The sequence below is a fragment of the Arthrobacter sp. NyZ413 genome, from assembly GCF_049390645.1.
In the GTDB taxonomy this organism is placed as follows: Bacteria; Actinomycetota; Actinomycetes; order Actinomycetales; family Micrococcaceae; genus Arthrobacter.
On sequence record NZ_CP155434.1, the window covers coordinates 3145759 to 3162527 of the forward strand.

Consider the following 16769-nt stretch of genomic DNA (forward strand, 5'->3'; position numbering starts at 1 on the left):
GACGTCCTGACAGTCATGCGGAACCAGCGCCTCCTCGATCGTCACCCACAGACAGAACATCCGGGAACCTACCGATTTGAAAGACAGGCGAGACTTTTTCACGAGTTCGCCTCAACCTTTTCCCTTGATGCGTCGCCTTCCCTGCGAAAACGTACCTTAGCGCCCGGCGCCCCTACTGCTTTGCCGCGTTGCCGCCGTCGTTGTTTTCCTCGCCGTTTCCTGAACCGTTCACGCGGATGCCGTATTGCGGCCGCCCGTCCGGGAGATCCGGGTACCTCACGCTGCTAGTAGGCCGTGCAGCCGGCGCCGGAGTCTCCGCACCTTCCTGGCCGGGCTCCGCCGTGCCAGCCTGCTGGTTTTCCGGACCGCGCTGGCCGTATGGATCCTGCCAGGACGCAGGACGTTCCGGGGCGGAACCGTGTGATCCACCGGACTGGGTGGGATGGTTCCGGTAGTCCTGTGGTGTGTATGAGTGCGGCGGCCGGCCGAAGGAAGCCTCAGAAGGGTTCATCGGCAGTTGGTGGAGCAGGCGGCGGGCTTCCTGCGAGGCTTCGACGGCGACGATGACGTCGTAGTTGGTGGCCACTACCTGGCTCGTTGACGTGAAGTCGCGCTTACCGCGTTGCGCCGCATAGGTAACGATCCCGAAGAGCATGAAGAACGCCGCACCCATCAGGACCGATGTGAAGATCGAGAACGGGCCACCGGCCGGGGTGAAGAACGAAAGCATGACGCCGACGAACAAGCCGAACCACATACCACTCAACGCCCCGGACAGCGCAACCCGCGGGTAGCTGAGCCGTCCAGTGACCCGCTCCACCATCTTGAGGTCGTTGCCCACGATGGAAACATGCTGCACCGGGAACTGCTGGTCAGCTAGGTAGTCCACCGCCTTTTGGGCATCAAGATAGGAGGTGTAGGAACCAACAGTGTCTCCCTTCGGGACGCTGCGGGACTCCTCCGTGGCCTTGGGGGCACCGAAAATGTTCGCCATAGCCCCATTCTGTCCCATTCGTATGGGAAGCGGCTGAAATTCAGCTAAAAGAGAGCAGACTCGGTAGCCTGTAAACGTGAGCACAAATCCTTCACGCGTCTTTGTTGCGCGCTTGCTCGGCCTCGACGTCTTCGACCCCCTCGGAGACCGCCTCGGTCGGCTACGTGACGTCGTAGTGCTCTCGCGCGGCATGCGCGGGGCCCCGCATGCGGTGGGTATCGTCGTCGAAGTTCCGGGCAAGAAGCGCGTCTTTGTTCCCATGACCCGGCTGACATCGATGGACCAGAGCCAAATCATCTGCACCGGGCTGGTCAACTTGCGCCGGTTCCAGCAGCGCGGCGCCGAACAGTTGGTGGTCGGCGGACTTTTCGACCGCAAGGTGACGCTCAAGGATGGCAGCGGCGAGGCCATCATCGAGGACATAGCGATGGACCAGCAGCGCAACGGCGACTGGCTGGTCTCCAAGCTCTTCGTGCGCCGCGGGACATCAACATCCAGGCTACGTGGGTTGCGCCGCGGCCACACCTTGCTCGTGGACTGGGCGGACACCCTGCCGGACGCCACCACGGATCCCCAGGGCGCCAGCCACTTCGTCGCTACCCATGAGGACCTGAAACCCGCAGACTTCGCCGACGCCCTCCAGGAGATGTCGGACAAGCGCCGCATCGAGGTAGCGAGCGAACTCCAGGACGAACGCCTGGCTGACGTCCTCCAGGAATTGCCGGAAGAAGACCAGGTAACGCTGCTGTCCGCGTTGGACAAGGAACGCGCCGCCGACGTCCTTGAGGAGATGGACCCGGACGACGCCGCGGACCTCCTCGCCGACCTGCCATCCGCCAAGGCGGAAGAACTGCTGCTGCTGATGGAGCCGGACGAAGCCGACGACGTCCGCAGGCTCCTCCAATATGACGAAGACACCGCGGGCGGCTTGATGACCCCAGTGCCGGTCATCCTGCCACCGGAAGCAACAGTCGCCGAAGCCTTGGCCCACGTCCGAAGCGAGGAACTCTCTCCCGCGTTGGCGTCCGCCATCTTTATCTGCCGTCCGCCGCTCGAGACTCCAACTGGACGTTTCCTGGGCGTCGTCCACATTCAGCAATTGCTGCGCAGCGCCCCGCCCGAACAACTCGGCACCATCGTGGACAAGAACCTCGAACCGGTATCGGACCACGCCAGCGTCAGCGAGGTCAGCCACACCATGGCCTCCTACAACCTCAACTCACTGCCGGTAGTCAACAGCTCCGGCCGCTTGGTGGGGGCGGTGACTGTTGACGACCTCCTGGACCATCTGCTCCCGGACGACTGGCGAACCCACGAAGACGGCGCACCGATCAGGAAACTAGGAGGTCGAATTGGCTGAGAAGCACACCACCGCCGGGCTGGATACTCCGCTCGAGCTACGTTCGAGGATGCTCCCGAATTTCGGTAGCGACCCCGACGCATTCGGCCGTTTCGCCGAGCGTTTCGCCCGTTACATGGGCACCGCGAATTTCCTGTTCTACATGACGATCTTCGTGGTGGTCTGGATCATCTTCAATGTTGTTGGCTTGTTTGGGTTCCAGTGGGACCCCTATCCCTTCATCCTCCTCAACCTCTTCTTCTCGACGCAGGCTTCCTACGCCGCTCCCCTGATCCTCTTGGCGCAGAACCGCCAAGACGACAGGGACAGGGTAACGATCGAGCAGGACCGCGCACGCGACGAGCGCAACCTGGCTGACACCGAGTACCTCACCCGCGAGGTCGCGGCGCTCCGCATCGCTCTTCGCGAAGTCGCCACACGTGACTACATGCGGGCGGAACTCCGTTCCTTGCTCACAGACCTGCTCGAGGCCCAGGAAGAACTCCGCACCGACGAATCGACCGGCCCCGAGAGGCGCGAGAAGGTCAAGGACAAAATCAAGGACAAAAGGGACAAGCAACGCAATCCGCGGACGCAGCAAATCCCCAAGGTCCAGGCCCCCCAGCCGAAGAACGAGGAGCCGGATTCGGGGCTTTCGCCCGTGGGCACCTCCCCGGAACGGCAATCAGGACCATCCAGCGATCCCGAAAGTTAGAACTACCGACCCATGAGCATTCCCACCCCCGAGGCCCTCCACGGCGCCCTGGCCACCGTCATCGATCCCGAATTGCGGCGTCCCATCACTGAACTCGGGATGCTGGATTCGGTTGAAGCCAAGACCGACGGAACGGTCCGGGTCACCGTGTTGTTGACCATCGCGGGGTGCCCCCTCCGTGAAACCATCACGGCGGATGCGACGGCGGCCCTCGCCAAACTGCCGGGGGTTACCGGCGTCGACGTTGAACTGAAGGTGATGACTCAGGCGCAGCGCGACGCCCTCAAGGAGCGCCTCCGCGGTCCGGGCGGCCAGCGCGGCATCCCGTTCAATGAACCCGGTTCACTCACCAAGGTCTTTGCCGTTGCCAGCGGCAAGGGCGGGGTGGGGAAATCATCCGTGACCGTCAATCTGGCGTGCGCCCTCGCGGCGCAGGGCCTCAGGGTGGGAATCGTCGACGCCGACGTCCATGGCTTCTCGGTCCCGGCCCTCATGGGCATCACGCAAAAGCCGACGCCCGTGGACGACATGATCCTCCCGCCGGTGGCATTCGGCGTCAAAGTGATTTCCGTCGGCATGTTCGTCGCCGGCAACAAAGCGGTCGCGTGGCGGGGTCCGATGCTGCACCGCGCATTGGAGCAGTTCCTCACCGACGTCTATTTCGGCGATCTTGACGCACTCTTCCTCGACCTCCCGCCGGGCACGGGCGACATCGCGATCTCCGTGGCCCAGTTGCTCCCCAAAGCCGAAATCCTCGTGGTGACCACTCCGCAAGCGGCTGCCGCCGATGTTGCCGAGCGCGCCGGCACCATCGCTACGCAGACCGGCCAGCACCTCGCCGGGGTCGTGGAGAACATGTCCTTCCTGGAAATGCCCGACGGCGGCAAGATGGAATTGTTCGGAAGCGGCGGCGGGCAGGTGCTCGCCGAGAGGCTGAGCGCGGCCGTGGGAACCGAAGTGCCGCTGCTTGGCCAAATACCACTCGATATCCGCCTACGCGAAGGCGGAGACGCCGGCCGGCCGGTAGTGTTGGGCGCTCCGGAGACTGCAGCCGCCCAAGCGCTTCAGGCGATCGCGGATAAGTTGAGCGCGAAACCGCGCGGCTTGGCCGGTATGTCGCTGGGGATACAGCCTAAATAGCCTCCAGGTGGCTAGGTGGCCTCGGAATCGAATGGAGCCAGCTCTCCGGCCGCGAGCCGTTCGACCACGCGTTCAGGCGCTTTGGGGGCCGGCTCCCCCACGGCCGACGCAGCAACGGGAGCGCCCGGGCTGACGGGCTTCGCGTCCTCCTCGAGCAACGCCTCCCGGATGATCCGGCGGGGATCGTACTGGCGGGGATCGTATTTCTTCCAGTCGACTTCGTCGATGTCGATGCCGACTTCTTCCCTGATCTGGTCCCGGGCGCCTGACGCCATGCGCCGCAATTCCTTGACCAGGTTAGCCAGTTTCCGGGTGTATTCGGGCAAGCGGCTGGGACCGATCACGATGACGCCAATGATCAGCAGGATCAGAAATTCCGGGCCGTTGATTCCAAGCACGTATCGAAGATTACCTTGTCCTTTGGCCCGCTCAGAAACCTGCGAGCCCGGCAAGGGTACGCAGCCCGCGCTGTACGCGCTCGTTCCATGATTCGCTTGTGTCCTGTGCGGGCCGGGCGAGCAAGCCGTCCCCTGCCTTGACGAGCTCAGGAAGGGCGCTTGCGGCTTGTTCGGGAGGCATGTCCGAGGAGTAACGCAGGACAGCCACTGGCGAGGTATACACGGCCTGCCACGGCGTTCCGGGGCTGGTGGAAAGCCGTGTGCCTGTTGATCCGCTGCCCTCCAAGTGTTCCTCAGTCAGTGTGGCGTGATGCGCTCCGTTGTCGAGCTGCAATTCCACTGCCGGATGGCCGTCCTGCATCATGGCCCGAGCCCCGACTACGTGGAACCCCATGCTGTCCAGCTCGGGACATGCCCATCCTTCCTTGCGGAGCTCGGACAGCTGTTGCGGGTTGAGCGCGACAGATGCGGAAACGGTGACGGGCAGGTTCGCTTGTGGGCTTGTCATCGGCAACTGGTCCGGCAAATTGGCGGCGGACGTTGAACTGACGAGGGTCCGGACTTCTTGCTCGCCGGCATTCGACGCTTGCGGAGTGGCCTCGCCGCCGAGGACGTAGGCCGCGACCGCCAGGATCCCGGCACTCACCGCGAGTCCGCCCGCAGCCGCACCGGCAATCCGCATGTTTTGCCAAGGCCGCCGCTCCGACGCCGGTTGGCCAGCGTCATCCGACTCGGCCAGCCTTCGGGTGTGCTCGATCAAGCGATTCGTGAAATCCTGGCTTGCTTCAGGCACGGAGGCACGCCGAAGACGCTCCAGGTATTGCCGTTCCCGGAGAACTGCCGCCTGGCACTCCGAGCACTCCTCCACATGGCCTTCGGCACGGCTATGCCGGAAGTTCACCCTCTGCAAACCGCCACGACGTCCGTTCAACAGACCCATCGGCGAACTAGAGAAGCCCGGCGATCCGCGGCATCTTGAGGCGCGGCTTGCGGGATTGGACCGGGCGGGGGTCGCGGTGCGCCAGCTTTTCACGCAGCATGGTCCGGCCGCGGTGGATACGGGACCGGACGGTCCCCAGTTTTACGTCGAGCGCTTCAGCAACTTCGTCGTAGGAGAGGCCTTCGAGGTCGCAAAGAACGACGGCGGCACGAAAGTCCGGGGGAAGTTCCTCCAAGGCGCGCTGAACGTCGAGGTCCAGGTTGTTTAGCTCGAAGCTCTGTTCAGGGCCTGGCTCGTGCCCGGGCAAACGGGATTCGGCGTCTTCGGCGAGCGCATCGAAACGGATGCGGCTCTTCCTGCGGGCCTGGTCGAGGAAGAGGTTGGTGGTGATGCGGTGCAGCCAGCCGTCGAGGGTGCCGGGCTTGAAGTTGTCGAGCGACCGGAAGACCCGGACGAAGACTTCCTGCGTGAGGTCCTCCGCGTCGAACTTGTTGCCGGTCAGGCGGTAAGCAAGGCGGAAGACCTTCGCCGAGTGGTTTTCCACCACTTCTTCCCAGCTGGGCCTGACCCATTCTTCCGCAGGCGGAGCCGCGTCGGTGGAACCCAGGACTGCTGCCGTTGACTGGACTGGCGCAGCACTTGATGCCCGCATCGTCCGCTCCCCTCAAACTGGTGGTCGTCCTGCCTGTTACTCAGGACTTCGATGCCGGCCGCCGCTTGGATGGCCGGATCTACATCATCCCAGTGTTGCCTGTGTTTTTGCTGGTCGAGGGCTTCCTGTTCCCCCAGAGCGAACAATGGCGGAAGGACGGCGGCGGACAGTGCTCCGGGACACAGAATTCCGCGGGCCCGGGCGTCCGTTCCCGGTGGTCCGGAACCAGTAGTCTGGAACCATCACCCCTCTGTCTGGAAAGCGAACCCCCATGAGTGCCGACAAGTCAACAAGCTGGTCCTACGCAGAAGGTCTTCCTGCCGAGGACGACGTGTTGCTTCGTGCCCGTGAACGGTCCTTCGACCTGGGCGTTACTCCTGTCAGCGCCGGCGTCGGCGCGGTCCTCACCGTGCTGGCCGCAGCCTCGAAGGCCCAGACAGTTGTTGAGGTAGGTTCCGGAGCCGGCGTCTCCGGCGTTTGCCTTCTGCGTGGGCTGGGTCCGCAGGCGGTCCTCACCACCATCGATGTCGACGTCGAACACCTCAAGGCCGCCCGGGAAGCCTTCCTGGAATCCGGCAGCCCTGCCAACCGTACGCGGACCATTTCCGGCCGCGCGGCCGATGTCTTGCCCCGCCTCACGGATTCCGCGTACGACCTCGTTTTCATCGATGCGGACAAGCCGAATTTCCCGGGTTACGTTGAGCAGGCGATCCGCCTTCTGAAGTCAGGCGGAACCCTGGTCATCAACGACGCCTTGGACAAGGACAAAGTGTCCAATCCTGCTGCCCGGGACACCACCACGGTGGTGCTGCGCCAGATCGGCAAGGCCATCCGGGACGACGAGCGGCTCTCCTCGGCAATGCTTCCGACCGGCGATGGCTTGTTGGTGGCGGTCAAGAAGTAGCTTAAACATGAAAGCAGGGCACCGGCTCTCTTGCCGGGCCCTGCCCAGTGAATCTATTCGGTAACGCCTACGAGGCATTCCTTGAGGTTCGCCGCTTCTGCTGCGTTGAGCTCGACCACAAGCCGTCCTCCGCCTTCGAGCGGCACACGCATGATCAGGCTGCGTCCCTCTTTGGTTACTTCCATAGGGCCGTCGCCAGTACGTGGTTTCATAGCCGCCATTAGGAAAATCCCCTCCAGTTTGTCCCAGATCCCGCCAACCCGGCCGGGCTGGCTCCGCGTGGAATGTACGGCGTTGACAGTTCGGGCTTCCAGCCGTCTTCACCGAGCACCCGGGGGTGCCGTCTAGTCCTTGCTTACATCTATTATCCCGTAATTACCCGCCCGTAGCTAATTGATGGATTTTTTCCCGTGCCCCGCGATCCCGCGCCAATAGGCGGCAGAGCCGCGGCGTCACGGTGGATAGTCGCCCCCGCCGGGCAGGGGTGCCCACGCCCACAACCAGACGATCCACACGATCTGGAGCAAGAGGAACATCACCACGACGGTGCCCCGATACGCCCTGGACCGCGAGAGCCACGCGGCACTGAGCGCCAGCGGGAACAACGGCAAGAGCATCCGGAAGGTGCTCGTTTGCGGTTGCAGGAAGACCAGGAGATAGCCCATGTAGCACGCACACCACAGCCTCAACTCCGTACCCAGCGCCCGGACCGGCTTGCTGAACATGAGCAGTGCGAACAGGACCACAAACACCAACGGCGCGAACGGTCCGATGACCGGCCCGAAAAGCATCGTCCCGGTATCGAACCACGGCTTGAACGGAACGAGGTCGTCGCCGCGCCACACTGTTTCGGTCTTCGTGTAGGCCGACGGATCACCGGTCACCGCCCAGGCAATGGCCGGCCAAGCGAGGGCTCCCGCTGCGCTGACCACAACCAGGGCGGCAAGGGAGGCAAGTTGGCGGATGGTGGGCGCTATGCCGTCCACGCCCAGCCCGGGCCGGCGCCGCCGGCCGAACCTTTGCCAGAGGTGGACCAGGAAGAGGATGCCGGTCATTGCCGAGAATGGAACGCCTGTGGGCCGGGAAAGGCACATGAGCACGACGACGGGCATCGCCAGGAGATATTTTCGACGTAGGACAAGCAGGAGCGACGCCGCGATCAGCAGGATGTTAAGGGACTCCGCGTAGGGCACCTGCAGCACGGGCGAGACCGGGAACGTGGAGAAAAGGACTACAGCCCACAGTGCGGTGTGGCGCCCTGAAAGTTCGCGGAACAGCTTATAGGAAAGCAGTGCCGCCCCGAGTCCTGCCACCATGGCAAGGGTTGTCAGGGCCGGAAGGGTCGCCATTCCCGTGAATGTGCTGAGGGCCCGGGCCAGGAACGGGAACAACGCGTAGAACGCCCACGTATTTTCGGCAACGCCGCCGCCTGAGTTGAGCGGAAGCGCCGAGGGATACCCGTTATCGGCCGCGTTGGCGTACCACCGGCCGTCCCAAATGGTGATGAAATTCCAGTAGTCGGGGGCCGGCGGAAACCACGGATTCACGCCTTGCTGCAAGGCAGCGGCCATGAAGATGCAGGCGCTGACCAGCCGTGCGGCGAGGTAGATGAGGAATACGTGGACCCACCATGGCCACCCCGCGGCATGCCTTGCGAGGCGGCCAAGCGCCAGCCTTGGCGATCGCGATTCGACTGACTGGGTCACGCGTCCGGTTCCGGTTCTTCCGATTTCGCAGACTCCACAGACGATCCGGGATTCGCAGGTTCCTCCTGCTTCCCCGGAGATCCTTGCACCTCCAAGGCCCGTTTCAGCTGCTCGATCTCGGCTTCCCGCGCGGTCAACTGGTCCCTCAGATCATCAAGCACCTCGTCAACCTGGTCCATCCGGTAGCCCCTCAGGCCGAGCGCGAACCTGACGTGATCGACGTCGGACGCTTTCGCTCCGGCAGGCAGCAGAACCGGCGGGAGGTTCGGCACCGGATCATCGAGACCGGCCCCGGGGTTTCGCCCGGAGCGGGTCATCCCGCTACCGATGAACAGGACGACCCCGACGACGACGATCGCGAGGAAAACCAGAAAGAAGCTCACAAACCCATCGTGCCAGACTGGGACGCGAGCCTGGCACGGAAGCTACTCCGGGCGCTGGTCTCCGTTGGGCTCGGGCGGAAGCGGGACGCCGTGGAGCACCCGGTGCACCGCATCCGCGGGGTCGTCCACCAACTGGATGAGGTCCAGGTCCTTCGCGGACACCATTCCTTCGGCCACCAGCGTCCCCTTGATCCACTCGATCATAGGGCTCCAGAAAGCAACGCCCAGGAGGACGATCGGGAACGAGGTGACCTTCCGGGTCTGCACAAGGACCATTGCTTCAAAGAGCTCGTCCAGCGTTCCTAGGCCACCCGGGAGGACGATGAATCCCTGCGCGTACTTTACGAACATCGTCTTGCGGGCGAAGAAATACCTGAAGTTGATGCCGAGGTCCACCCAACGGTTCAATCCCTGCTCAAAAGGCAACTCGATGCCCAGGCCGACGGACACTCCGTTGCCTTCGACCGCGCCCCTGTTTGCCGCTTCCATCGATCCCGGTCCGCCGCCGGTGATGACGGCGACCCCGGCTTCGGCGAGGTGCCGGCCGACGCGGACCGCCATGTCGTAAAAATCGGAACCTGGTTTGGTGCGGGCAGAGCCGAAGACGCTCACTGCCGGGCCGAGTTCCGCGAGCGCGCCGAAGCCTTCGACGAACTCGCTCTGGATGCGCAGGACGCGCCAAGGATCCGTGTGGATGAAATGTTCGGCCCCGCGGGTGTCGAGGAGCCGTTGATCGGACATCGGTACGGCAGCCTGTTTACGCCGGAGTTCCAACGGTCCTTTGTGCTTGGCGGGCGCTTCCGCGGTGATCGCGGAGGTGGACGTCGCTGCTCCGTTGCTGGAGGCATCGCCATGGGCGTCTGGACGTGGAACGTCGGGCTGGCTGGTACTCATTGACCTAGGCTAACGCGGATAACGGGACTTACATTCGCAAGGTGCCAGTGTTGTTTCTGATGTTGACGTGATTGAAGTGTCGGGCCGCGCGTGGACATCAGCACATTTAGCTGACTGTCAACTGCAAGTCAGGTTTCTGTTGAATCACGATCTGCCCAAGTTCCTGTGATCGCCGTCATCTTGAGTCGTTTCTTCGCTAGATTCGACCCATGACTATTCAAGCCTCCAGCGATGCCCTCGTTTCACTGAATGGCGTCAACAAGCATTATGGTCAACTGCATGTCCTGAAGGACATCAACTTGCAGGTCAAGAAGGGTGAGGTCGTGGTGGTGATCGGGCCTTCGGGCTCGGGCAAGTCAACCCTCTGCCGGGCCATCAACCGGCTGGAGACCATCGATACCGGAGTGATCTCGATCGACGGCAGGAAGCTCCCCGAAGAAGGCAAGGAACTCGCTACCCTCCGTGCCGACGTCGGGATGGTCTTCCAGTCTTTCAACCTGTTTGCCCACAAGACGATCCTCGAGAACGTCACCCTGGGCCCCATCAAGGTCAAGAAGATGGACAAGGCAACCGCGGACAAAGACGCAATGGCGTTGCTGGAGCGGGTGGGGGTAGGGCAGCAAGCGCCCAAAATGCCCGCCCAGTTGTCCGGCGGCCAACAGCAGCGCGTGGCCATCGCGCGCGCCCTGGCCATGAAGCCGAAGGTCATGCTGTTCGACGAGCCGACCTCCGCGTTGGACCCCGAAATGATCAACGAAGTCCTTGATGTCATGGTTCAGCTGGCCAGGGAAGGCATGACCATGATCGTGGTGACACACGAAATGGGGTTCGCCCGAAAGGCCGCGGACCGCGTGGTCTTCATGGCGGACGGCCAAATCGTCGAGGACGCCAAACCCGAGGAGTTCTTCACGAACCCCCAGAGCAACCGTGCCAAGGACTTCCTCTCCAAACTCCTGACCCACTAGTACGCCCGCACCCAAGCCGCGGGGGGGCGGCCGCACAATGAAAGGAATGTCATGAAGGCTTTTATCACCCGGAGGAAATCCCTCTTGGTCGCCGCCAGCGCCGCGATTGCGCTTTCGCTCAGCGCGTGCGGCGGCAGCGGGGGCGGCGGTGCAGGCGCTCCGAGCACCGACGCAGCACCCTTCACCGTTGCGCAGAACGTGTCCATCACGGGCAGCCCGACGTTCGACACGATCAAGTCGAACGGAAAAGTCCGGATCGGCGTAAAGCAGGACCAGCCCGGCCTTGGATTCAAGGATGCCGCCACCGGCGAGTACAGCGGCTTCGACATCCAGATCGCGGAATGGATCGCGGCATCCCTCGGATACTCGAAGGACAAAATCGAGTACAAGCCGATCCCGTCGGCCAACCGCGAGTCGGCGATCACCAACGGCGACATCGACTACTACGTGGGCACCTATTCCATTACCGACAAGCGCAAGCAGCTCATTGACTTCGCGGGACCCTACTTCGTGACCGGCCAGGGCCTGCTCGTCAAGAAGGACAACAGCACGATCAACAGCGAGAAGGACCTTTCCGGAAAGAACGTCTGCTCGGCAACCGGATCCACCCCCATCCAGAACATCAAGGCCAATTTCCCGGGTACCAAGACCACCGAATTCGACACCTACTCCCAGTGCGTCGAAGCCCTCAAGAGCGGCCAGGTGGACGCAGTTACCACCGACCAGGCAATCCTCATCGGCTACGCCTCACAGGACACGGACAACCTCAAGGTGGTCGGCCAACCGTTCACGGTTGAGAAGTACGGCGTAGGCCTGAAGAAGGGCGACACCGCCCTGCGCACCTTCGTCAACAAGATGTTCACCGACGGCGGCTCCACGTGGCAGAAGATCTACGACTCCACGCTGGGGCAGTCCGGCACCAAGGTCACCCAGCCCGCAGTAGACAACTACTAAATCGCTGGTGAGGGGGCGGCCTACTGCCGCCCCCTCAAACATCGGCTGAAAGCGACCATTCCATGAATACGCTGCTGAACAACCTGGACCTCTTCACGACGGGGTTCCGGAACACCCTCATCCTTTTCGTTGTCTCGGGAATCTTCGCCCTGATCCTGGGGACCATAGTGGCAACGCTCCGGGTTTCCCCCGTCCCCGCCATGCGGGGTGCTGCCACGCTGTACATCAACGTCGTCCGCAATACGCCCCTGACGCTCGTCCTGTTCTTCTTCGCGCTCGGCTATCCAAAGCTGGGGCTCGTGGAAATCGACTTCACCACCGCCGCGATCATCGGACTTAGCCTCTACACCGCAACCTACGTGGCCGAGGCCGTGCGATCCGGAATCAACACCGTTCCGGTCGGCCAAGCCGAGGCGGCGCGCGCAATCGGGCTTCCGTTCACGCAGACCCTGACCTTGGTGGTCCTCCCTCAAGCGTTCCGCGCGGTCATCCCGCCGATGTTCAGCGTGTTCATCGCGCTGCTGAAGAACACTACGGTTGCAGCGGGTTTCTCGGTCCTCGAAGCCGGTGCCATCCGTTCGAACCTGTCCGAACGCGGCGAACCTGCGATGGCCGGCCTGTTGTGGGTCGCTTTGGTGTTTGTCCTGCTTGTTTTCATCCTTTCCTTCGTGCAGCGCAAGCTTGAGAAGAAATGGAAGGTGGCTCGATGACTTCGGTCCTCTTTGACTCCCCGGGGCCAAAGGCCCGCGCACGCTACAGGATCCTTGGCGTGGTCACCGCGTTGGTCATCATTGCCATCGTCGGCTTCATTGTCCTGCGGTTCGCCGAAAGCGGCCAGTTCGATGCGAAGAAATGGCGTTTGTTCACGTTTCCGCTGGTGCAGCAGACCATCGTCCAATCGGTCGGCGCCACGCTTTCCGCATTCGCCACGGCCGCGGTCCTGAGCTTGGCGCTGGGCATCCTCCTGGCCTTCGGACGTCTTTCCGACCGCCGCTGGATCAGCCTGCCGTGCTACGGATTCACGGAGCTTTTCCGTGCCGTTCCGCTGCTGATCCTGATGATGATCTTCTACTACGGCCTCCCTCCGCTGGGCGTCCAAGGCATCACGCCCTTCACCGCCGTCGTGGCTGGCTTGGTTCTGTATAACGGCTCTGTCCTCGCGGAGGTCTTCCGTGCCGGCATTGAATCGCTTCCACGCGGACAAAGCGAAGCAGGCTACGCGATCGGCCTTCGAAAGGGCGCGGTCATGACCAACATCCTGCTCCCCCAGGCGATCCGCTCCATGCTTCCGGTCATCATCTCGCAGCTCGTCGTGATCCTTAAGGACACCGCGTTGGGCTTCATCGTGACCTACAACGAGATCCTGTTCCAGGCGAAGTACTTCGGAAGCCAGGCCCAGTATGGTTCACCGATCATCCCGTCGGCGATCATCGCAGGCGTGCTGTACGTGGGCATGTGCTTGATCCTCGCAGGCATCGCAAAATGGCTTGAGAGCCGGATGCGCCGCAGCCCGAAAGTGGTGAAGGTCGCCAAATCGGACATCATCGCCGCGGAAGCCTGAGCTGACGTCGCATGACTGAGGGCCTGCAAGCCACGGCTTGCAGGCCCTCAGTCATACCCGGCTTCAGTCGGCCGTTTCAGTCAGCCAGCCACAGGCGCAGTACCCGCAGGCACTCACGGATGGCGTCGGCGTCGACATGTTCGTTGTCCTTGTGCGCCAGCAACGGGTCTCCCGGGCCGAAGTTGACGGCTGGAACTCCCAGCTCGCTGAAGCGCGCGACGTCGGTCCACCCGTATTTGGGTTTGGGTTCCGCGCCGACCGCCGCAACGAAGGACGCGGCGGCAGGGTGCTTCAGTCCGGGACGCGCTCCGGCAGCAGCGTCAGTGCGGACGACGTCGAAGCCTTCGAGCAATTCGCGGACGTGGGCCTCCGCCTGGTCCGGAGACTTGTCCGGAGCAAAGCGGTAATTGATCTCGACGACGCAGCGGTCCGGGATCACGTTGCCCGCGGTTCCGCCATTGATCCTGACGGCGTTCAGGCTCTCGCGATAGTCCAGCCCGTCCACATTGATCGTCTTGGGCTCATATGCTGCCAAACGGCCCAGGATCGGTGCCGCCGCGTGGATCGCGTTGCTTCCCATCCATGCCCGGGCCGAATGGGCGGCCTCCCCCACGGTGGTCGCTTCGAAACGGCTCGTGCCATTGCAGCCGCCTTCAACGGTGCCGTCGGTTGGTTCGAGCAGGATCGCGAAGTCACCCTCGAGGAGGTGCCCGTGGTTCCGGACCAGGCGACCGAGGCCGCTCTTGGCCGCTTCCACTTCCTCGTGGTCGTAAAAGACGAACGTGACATCCTTGCCCGGCTCCGCACCGCCGTCGAACATTGTTGCCGCGAGCGCCAGCTGCACCGCGAGGCCGCCCTTCATATCGGTAGCGCCGCGCCCGTAGAGGACGCCCTCGCCCGGGACGCCGGACTCCCACGTGGAGGGCACCGTGCCAAGTGATCCCTCAACAGTGGGCAGCGGCACAGTATCAAGGTGGCCCGCCAGGATCACCCGTTCCGGGCGGCCGAGTTCGGTACGGGCGATGATGGCGTCGCCGTCGCGCACGAGGTTCAGGCCGGGGATGGTCCGAAGGGCTGACTCGACGGCGTCGGCCAAGGGGGTTTCGTTGCCGGACACGCTGTCGATGTCCATAATTGCGGCGGTGAGCAAGGCGACGTCTTGCCGGAGGTCGAGGGGAATCGGGGAGGGTTCAACGGTCACCCGTCCACTGTATCCGAGCCGAATGCGACCTTCCGGGCCCATTCCCGGTTTCAAAGGAGCCAATTGCTCTCGATAGAATTGCGCTATGACTGAAACCGCTGCTTCTGCCGTGCTCTCCGGCGCATCCTCAAACCATCGTTCCGCCTTCGGCTTCGGCCTGGCAACCATCGCTACCTCCGACTCCGGTGAAGCGACGGTTCTCGACGCATGGTTTCCGGCACCGGCCCTGGGGGTAGCGGCCGAATCCCTGCGGGCGGTGGAAAACGCGGACGAGTCCCTCACCGCGATTGCCGCCGATAGCCGCGACGCCGACCGCGGTACCGAGCAGAAGGTGGTCTTCGCGCAGATCAACCTTGACGAAGCGCCCGCGGACACCGTGGACGCCTACTTGCGCCTGCACTTGCTCTCCCACCGCTTGGTCCAGCCGAACAGCATTAACCTGGACGGCATCTTCGGCAAGCTCCCCAACGTCGTATGGACCAACTTCGGGCCGGCGGCAGTCGAAGGCTTCGAGCTGACCCGCGCCCGCCTGCGCAAGCGCGGCGCGGTGACCGTCTACGGCGTGGACAAGTTCCCCCGCATGGTGGACTACGTGGTTCCCACCGGTGTCCGGATCGCCGACGCCGACCGCGTCCGCCTGGGTGCCTACCTCTCCGAAGGCACCACGGTCATGCACGAAGGCTTTGTGAACTTCAACGCAGGCACCCTTGGCACCTCCATGGTCGAGGGCCGCATTTCCGCCGGCGTCGTGGCCGGGGACGGTACCGACGTCGGAGGTGGCGCCTCGATCATGGGCACCCTGTCCGGTGGCGGTAAGGAGAAGATCGCGCTCGGTGAGCGCGTGCTCCTCGGTGCCAACTCCGGCGTTGGCATCAGCATCGGCGACGACTCCGTGGTGGAGGCCGGCCTGTACGTGACGGCGGGAACCCGCGTGCGCGTCCCCGGCCCCAAGGACGAGAACGGCGAGGACACCAGCAACATCATCAAGGCCGTTGAGCTCTCGGGTGTCCCCAACCTGCTGTTCCGCCGCAATTCAACCACCGGCGAAGTCGAGGTCCTTCCGCGCAAGGGCCAGACGGTAGAGCTTAACGAAGCCCTCCACGCCAACTAGCCCGACCATCTGGATGCGCCGTCTCCGACGCACCATCATCCTGTCGCTGGCGCTTGCCTTGGTGGCCGGCGCCATCGTTACCGTGGTGACTGTACTGCAGCGCTCCGAAACCCTGGTTACGGAGCGCTGCGTCGCCGTCGTCGGCTCCGATTCATACGAGTTGGCGACGGACCAGGCAGCGAATGCCGCCCTCATTACCGCAATCTCGGTCCAGCGCGGCCTGCCGCCGCGGGCGGCTACGATCGCCGTGGCCACGGCGATGCAGGAGTCGAAGCTGCGCAACATCGGCCATGGCGACGAGGTCGGCCCTGATTCACGTGGCCTGTTCCAGCAGCGGCCCTCGCAAGGTTGGGGCACCGAGGCGCAGGTCTCGGATCCCGTGTATGCCACGAATGCGTTCTACGACCATCTGGTGAAAGTGCCCGGCTACGAAACCATGGCGATCACGGACGCCGCACAGGCGGTCCAGCACTCGGCCTACCCGGAGGCGTACGCGCAGCACGAACCAATGGCCCGGGCATACGCCTCGGCCCTGACGGGGAACTCCCAGAGGGCTTTGGACTGCACCCTCCGCCAAGCGGATACTGCCGGCGATCCGAACGCAGTGATGGACGCAATGACGGCAGTGTTCGGTTCGCTCCCGGCCGACACCCAAGGCCGCGCTGTGGAATTGAACCTCACCGGGACCCAAGCCTGGGCCGTCGCCCAATGGGCGGTCGCGAACGCCAAGGCCCTTTCCATCACCGAGGTGGACGTCGCGGGATCGAAGTGGAACAGGCAGGACCGGAATGGCTGGCAGGAAACCGGGGGCACATCCGGACCCGTGACCATCACGGTTTCCGCACCGAAGACGTAGCGCAATTCCCGACGGCGGTCGGCCGCCGGTCCGGGCCCGCGACGGCTGGGCGCGCT

19 protein-coding genes are annotated in these 16769 nt (G+C 63.5%); 10 read left to right on the forward strand and 9 right to left on the reverse strand.

Annotated features, from left to right (window positions below; genetic code table 11):
• Positions 1 to 172 precede the first annotated feature (172 nt).
• On the reverse strand, positions 173 to 994 hold the full coding sequence (locus ABCW42_RS14620; RefSeq protein ID WP_423181897.1) for a general stress protein: 822 nt from the start codon (positions 992 to 994) through the stop codon (positions 173 to 175).
• Positions 995 to 1070: 76 nt separating this feature from the next.
• On the opposite strand from ABCW42_RS14620, the gene ABCW42_RS14625 reads away from it, so the two are divergent.
• Genes ABCW42_RS14625 through ABCW42_RS14635 form a run of 3 tightly spaced genes read left to right on the forward strand, consistent with a single transcriptional unit; the run spans position 1071 to position 4188 of the window.
• Positions 1071 to 2354: a magnesium transporter MgtE N-terminal domain-containing protein gene (locus ABCW42_RS14625; protein WP_423181898.1), complete on the forward strand. Its 1284-nt coding sequence runs from the start codon at positions 1071 to 1073 to the stop codon at positions 2352 to 2354.
• Between the two features lie 49 nt (positions 2355 to 2403).
• The gene (locus ABCW42_RS14630) at positions 2404 to 3048 is read left to right on the forward strand and encodes a DUF1003 domain-containing protein (RefSeq protein WP_423184910.1); all 645 of its coding nucleotides are present in this window, start codon (positions 2404 to 2406) and stop codon (positions 3046 to 3048) included.
• 12 nt (positions 3049 to 3060) lie between these two features.
• Positions 3061 to 4188, forward strand: coding sequence for an Mrp/NBP35 family ATP-binding protein (locus ABCW42_RS14635; protein WP_423181899.1), 1128 nt, complete (start codon positions 3061 to 3063; stop codon positions 4186 to 4188).
• Positions 4189 to 4199: 11 nt separating this feature from the next.
• Here the strand turns inward: ABCW42_RS14635 and ABCW42_RS14640 are convergent, their stop codons facing one another.
• From ABCW42_RS14640 to sigE, 3 genes are read right to left on the reverse strand one after another with little or no spacing between them, the layout of a single operon-like run.
• A complete protein-coding gene (locus tag ABCW42_RS14640; RefSeq protein ID WP_423181900.1) occupies positions 4200 to 4586 on the reverse strand; it encodes a twin-arginine translocase TatA/TatE family subunit in 387 nt (128 codons plus the stop codon).
• Positions 4587 to 4617: 31 nt separating this feature from the next.
• On the reverse strand, positions 4618 to 5526 hold the full coding sequence (locus tag ABCW42_RS14645) for a hypothetical protein (protein ID WP_423181901.1): 909 nt from the start codon (positions 5524 to 5526) through the stop codon (positions 4618 to 4620).
• A gap of 7 nt (positions 5527 to 5533) precedes the next feature.
• Positions 5534 to 6178 carry an RNA polymerase sigma factor SigE gene (gene sigE, locus ABCW42_RS14650; protein WP_423181902.1) on the reverse strand — a complete coding sequence of 215 codons (645 nt, stop codon included), beginning with the start codon at positions 6176 to 6178 and terminating at the stop codon, positions 5534 to 5536.
• 271 nt (positions 6179 to 6449) lie between these two features.
• On the opposite strand from sigE, the gene ABCW42_RS14655 reads away from it, so the two are divergent.
• Positions 6450 to 7082: an O-methyltransferase gene (locus ABCW42_RS14655; RefSeq protein ID WP_423181903.1), complete on the forward strand. Its 633-nt coding sequence runs from the start codon at positions 6450 to 6452 to the stop codon at positions 7080 to 7082.
• A 53-nt stretch (positions 7083 to 7135) separates the two neighbouring features.
• Here the strand turns inward: ABCW42_RS14655 and ABCW42_RS14660 are convergent, their stop codons facing one another.
• From ABCW42_RS14660 to ABCW42_RS14675, 4 genes are all read right to left on the reverse strand, one after another.
• A complete protein-coding gene (locus ABCW42_RS14660; protein WP_009357720.1) occupies positions 7136 to 7303 on the reverse strand; it encodes a DUF3117 domain-containing protein in 168 nt (55 codons plus the stop codon).
• Positions 7304 to 7534: 231 nt separating this feature from the next.
• On the reverse strand, positions 7535 to 8788 hold the full coding sequence (locus ABCW42_RS14665) for a hypothetical protein (protein ID WP_423181904.1): 1254 nt from the start codon (positions 8786 to 8788) through the stop codon (positions 7535 to 7537).
• Positions 8785 to 9171 (reverse strand): DivIVA domain-containing protein, encoded by a 387-nt coding sequence (locus ABCW42_RS14670; RefSeq protein ID WP_423181905.1) that lies wholly within the window; start codon positions 9169 to 9171, stop codon positions 8785 to 8787. The genes ABCW42_RS14665 and ABCW42_RS14670 overlap by 4 nt, the downstream gene beginning before the upstream one ends.
• 42 nt (positions 9172 to 9213) lie before the next feature.
• Positions 9214 to 10065 (reverse strand): TIGR00730 family Rossman fold protein, encoded by an 852-nt coding sequence (locus tag ABCW42_RS14675; RefSeq protein ID WP_423181906.1) that lies wholly within the window; start codon positions 10063 to 10065, stop codon positions 9214 to 9216.
• A 209-nt stretch (positions 10066 to 10274) separates the two neighbouring features.
• On the opposite strand from ABCW42_RS14675, the gene ABCW42_RS14680 reads away from it, so the two are divergent.
• From ABCW42_RS14680 to ABCW42_RS14695, 4 genes are all read left to right on the forward strand, one after another.
• Positions 10275 to 11030 (forward strand): amino acid ABC transporter ATP-binding protein, encoded by a 756-nt coding sequence (locus ABCW42_RS14680; protein WP_423181907.1) that lies wholly within the window; start codon positions 10275 to 10277, stop codon positions 11028 to 11030.
• A 51-nt stretch (positions 11031 to 11081) separates the two neighbouring features.
• A complete protein-coding gene (locus ABCW42_RS14685) occupies positions 11082 to 11984 on the forward strand; it encodes a glutamate ABC transporter substrate-binding protein (RefSeq protein WP_423181908.1) in 903 nt (300 codons plus the stop codon).
• A gap of 62 nt (positions 11985 to 12046) precedes the next feature.
• Positions 12047 to 12694 carry an amino acid ABC transporter permease gene (locus ABCW42_RS14690; RefSeq protein WP_423181909.1) on the forward strand — a complete coding sequence of 216 codons (648 nt, stop codon included), beginning with the start codon at positions 12047 to 12049 and terminating at the stop codon, positions 12692 to 12694.
• Complete coding sequence (locus ABCW42_RS14695; RefSeq protein ID WP_423181910.1) at positions 12691 to 13545, forward strand: amino acid ABC transporter permease; 855 nt, start codon at positions 12691 to 12693, stop codon at positions 13543 to 13545. The genes ABCW42_RS14690 and ABCW42_RS14695 overlap by 4 nt, the downstream gene beginning before the upstream one ends.
• Before the next feature lie 76 nt (positions 13546 to 13621).
• On the opposite strand, the gene dapE is transcribed toward ABCW42_RS14695, so the two are convergent.
• Entirely contained in the window at positions 13622 to 14746 is a 1125-nt protein-coding gene (dapE, locus tag ABCW42_RS14700) for a succinyl-diaminopimelate desuccinylase (RefSeq protein ID WP_423181911.1), read from the reverse strand.
• Positions 14747 to 14831: 85 nt separating this feature from the next.
• Between dapE and dapD the strand changes: the two genes are divergently transcribed.
• Entirely contained in the window at positions 14832 to 15857 is a 1026-nt protein-coding gene (gene dapD, locus ABCW42_RS14705) for a 2,3,4,5-tetrahydropyridine-2,6-dicarboxylate N-succinyltransferase (protein ID WP_423181912.1), read from the forward strand.
• A 13-nt stretch (positions 15858 to 15870) separates the two neighbouring features.
• Entirely contained in the window at positions 15871 to 16713 is an 843-nt protein-coding gene (locus ABCW42_RS14710) for a hypothetical protein (RefSeq protein ID WP_423181913.1), read from the forward strand.
• Positions 16714 to 16769: the final 56 nt, after the last annotated feature.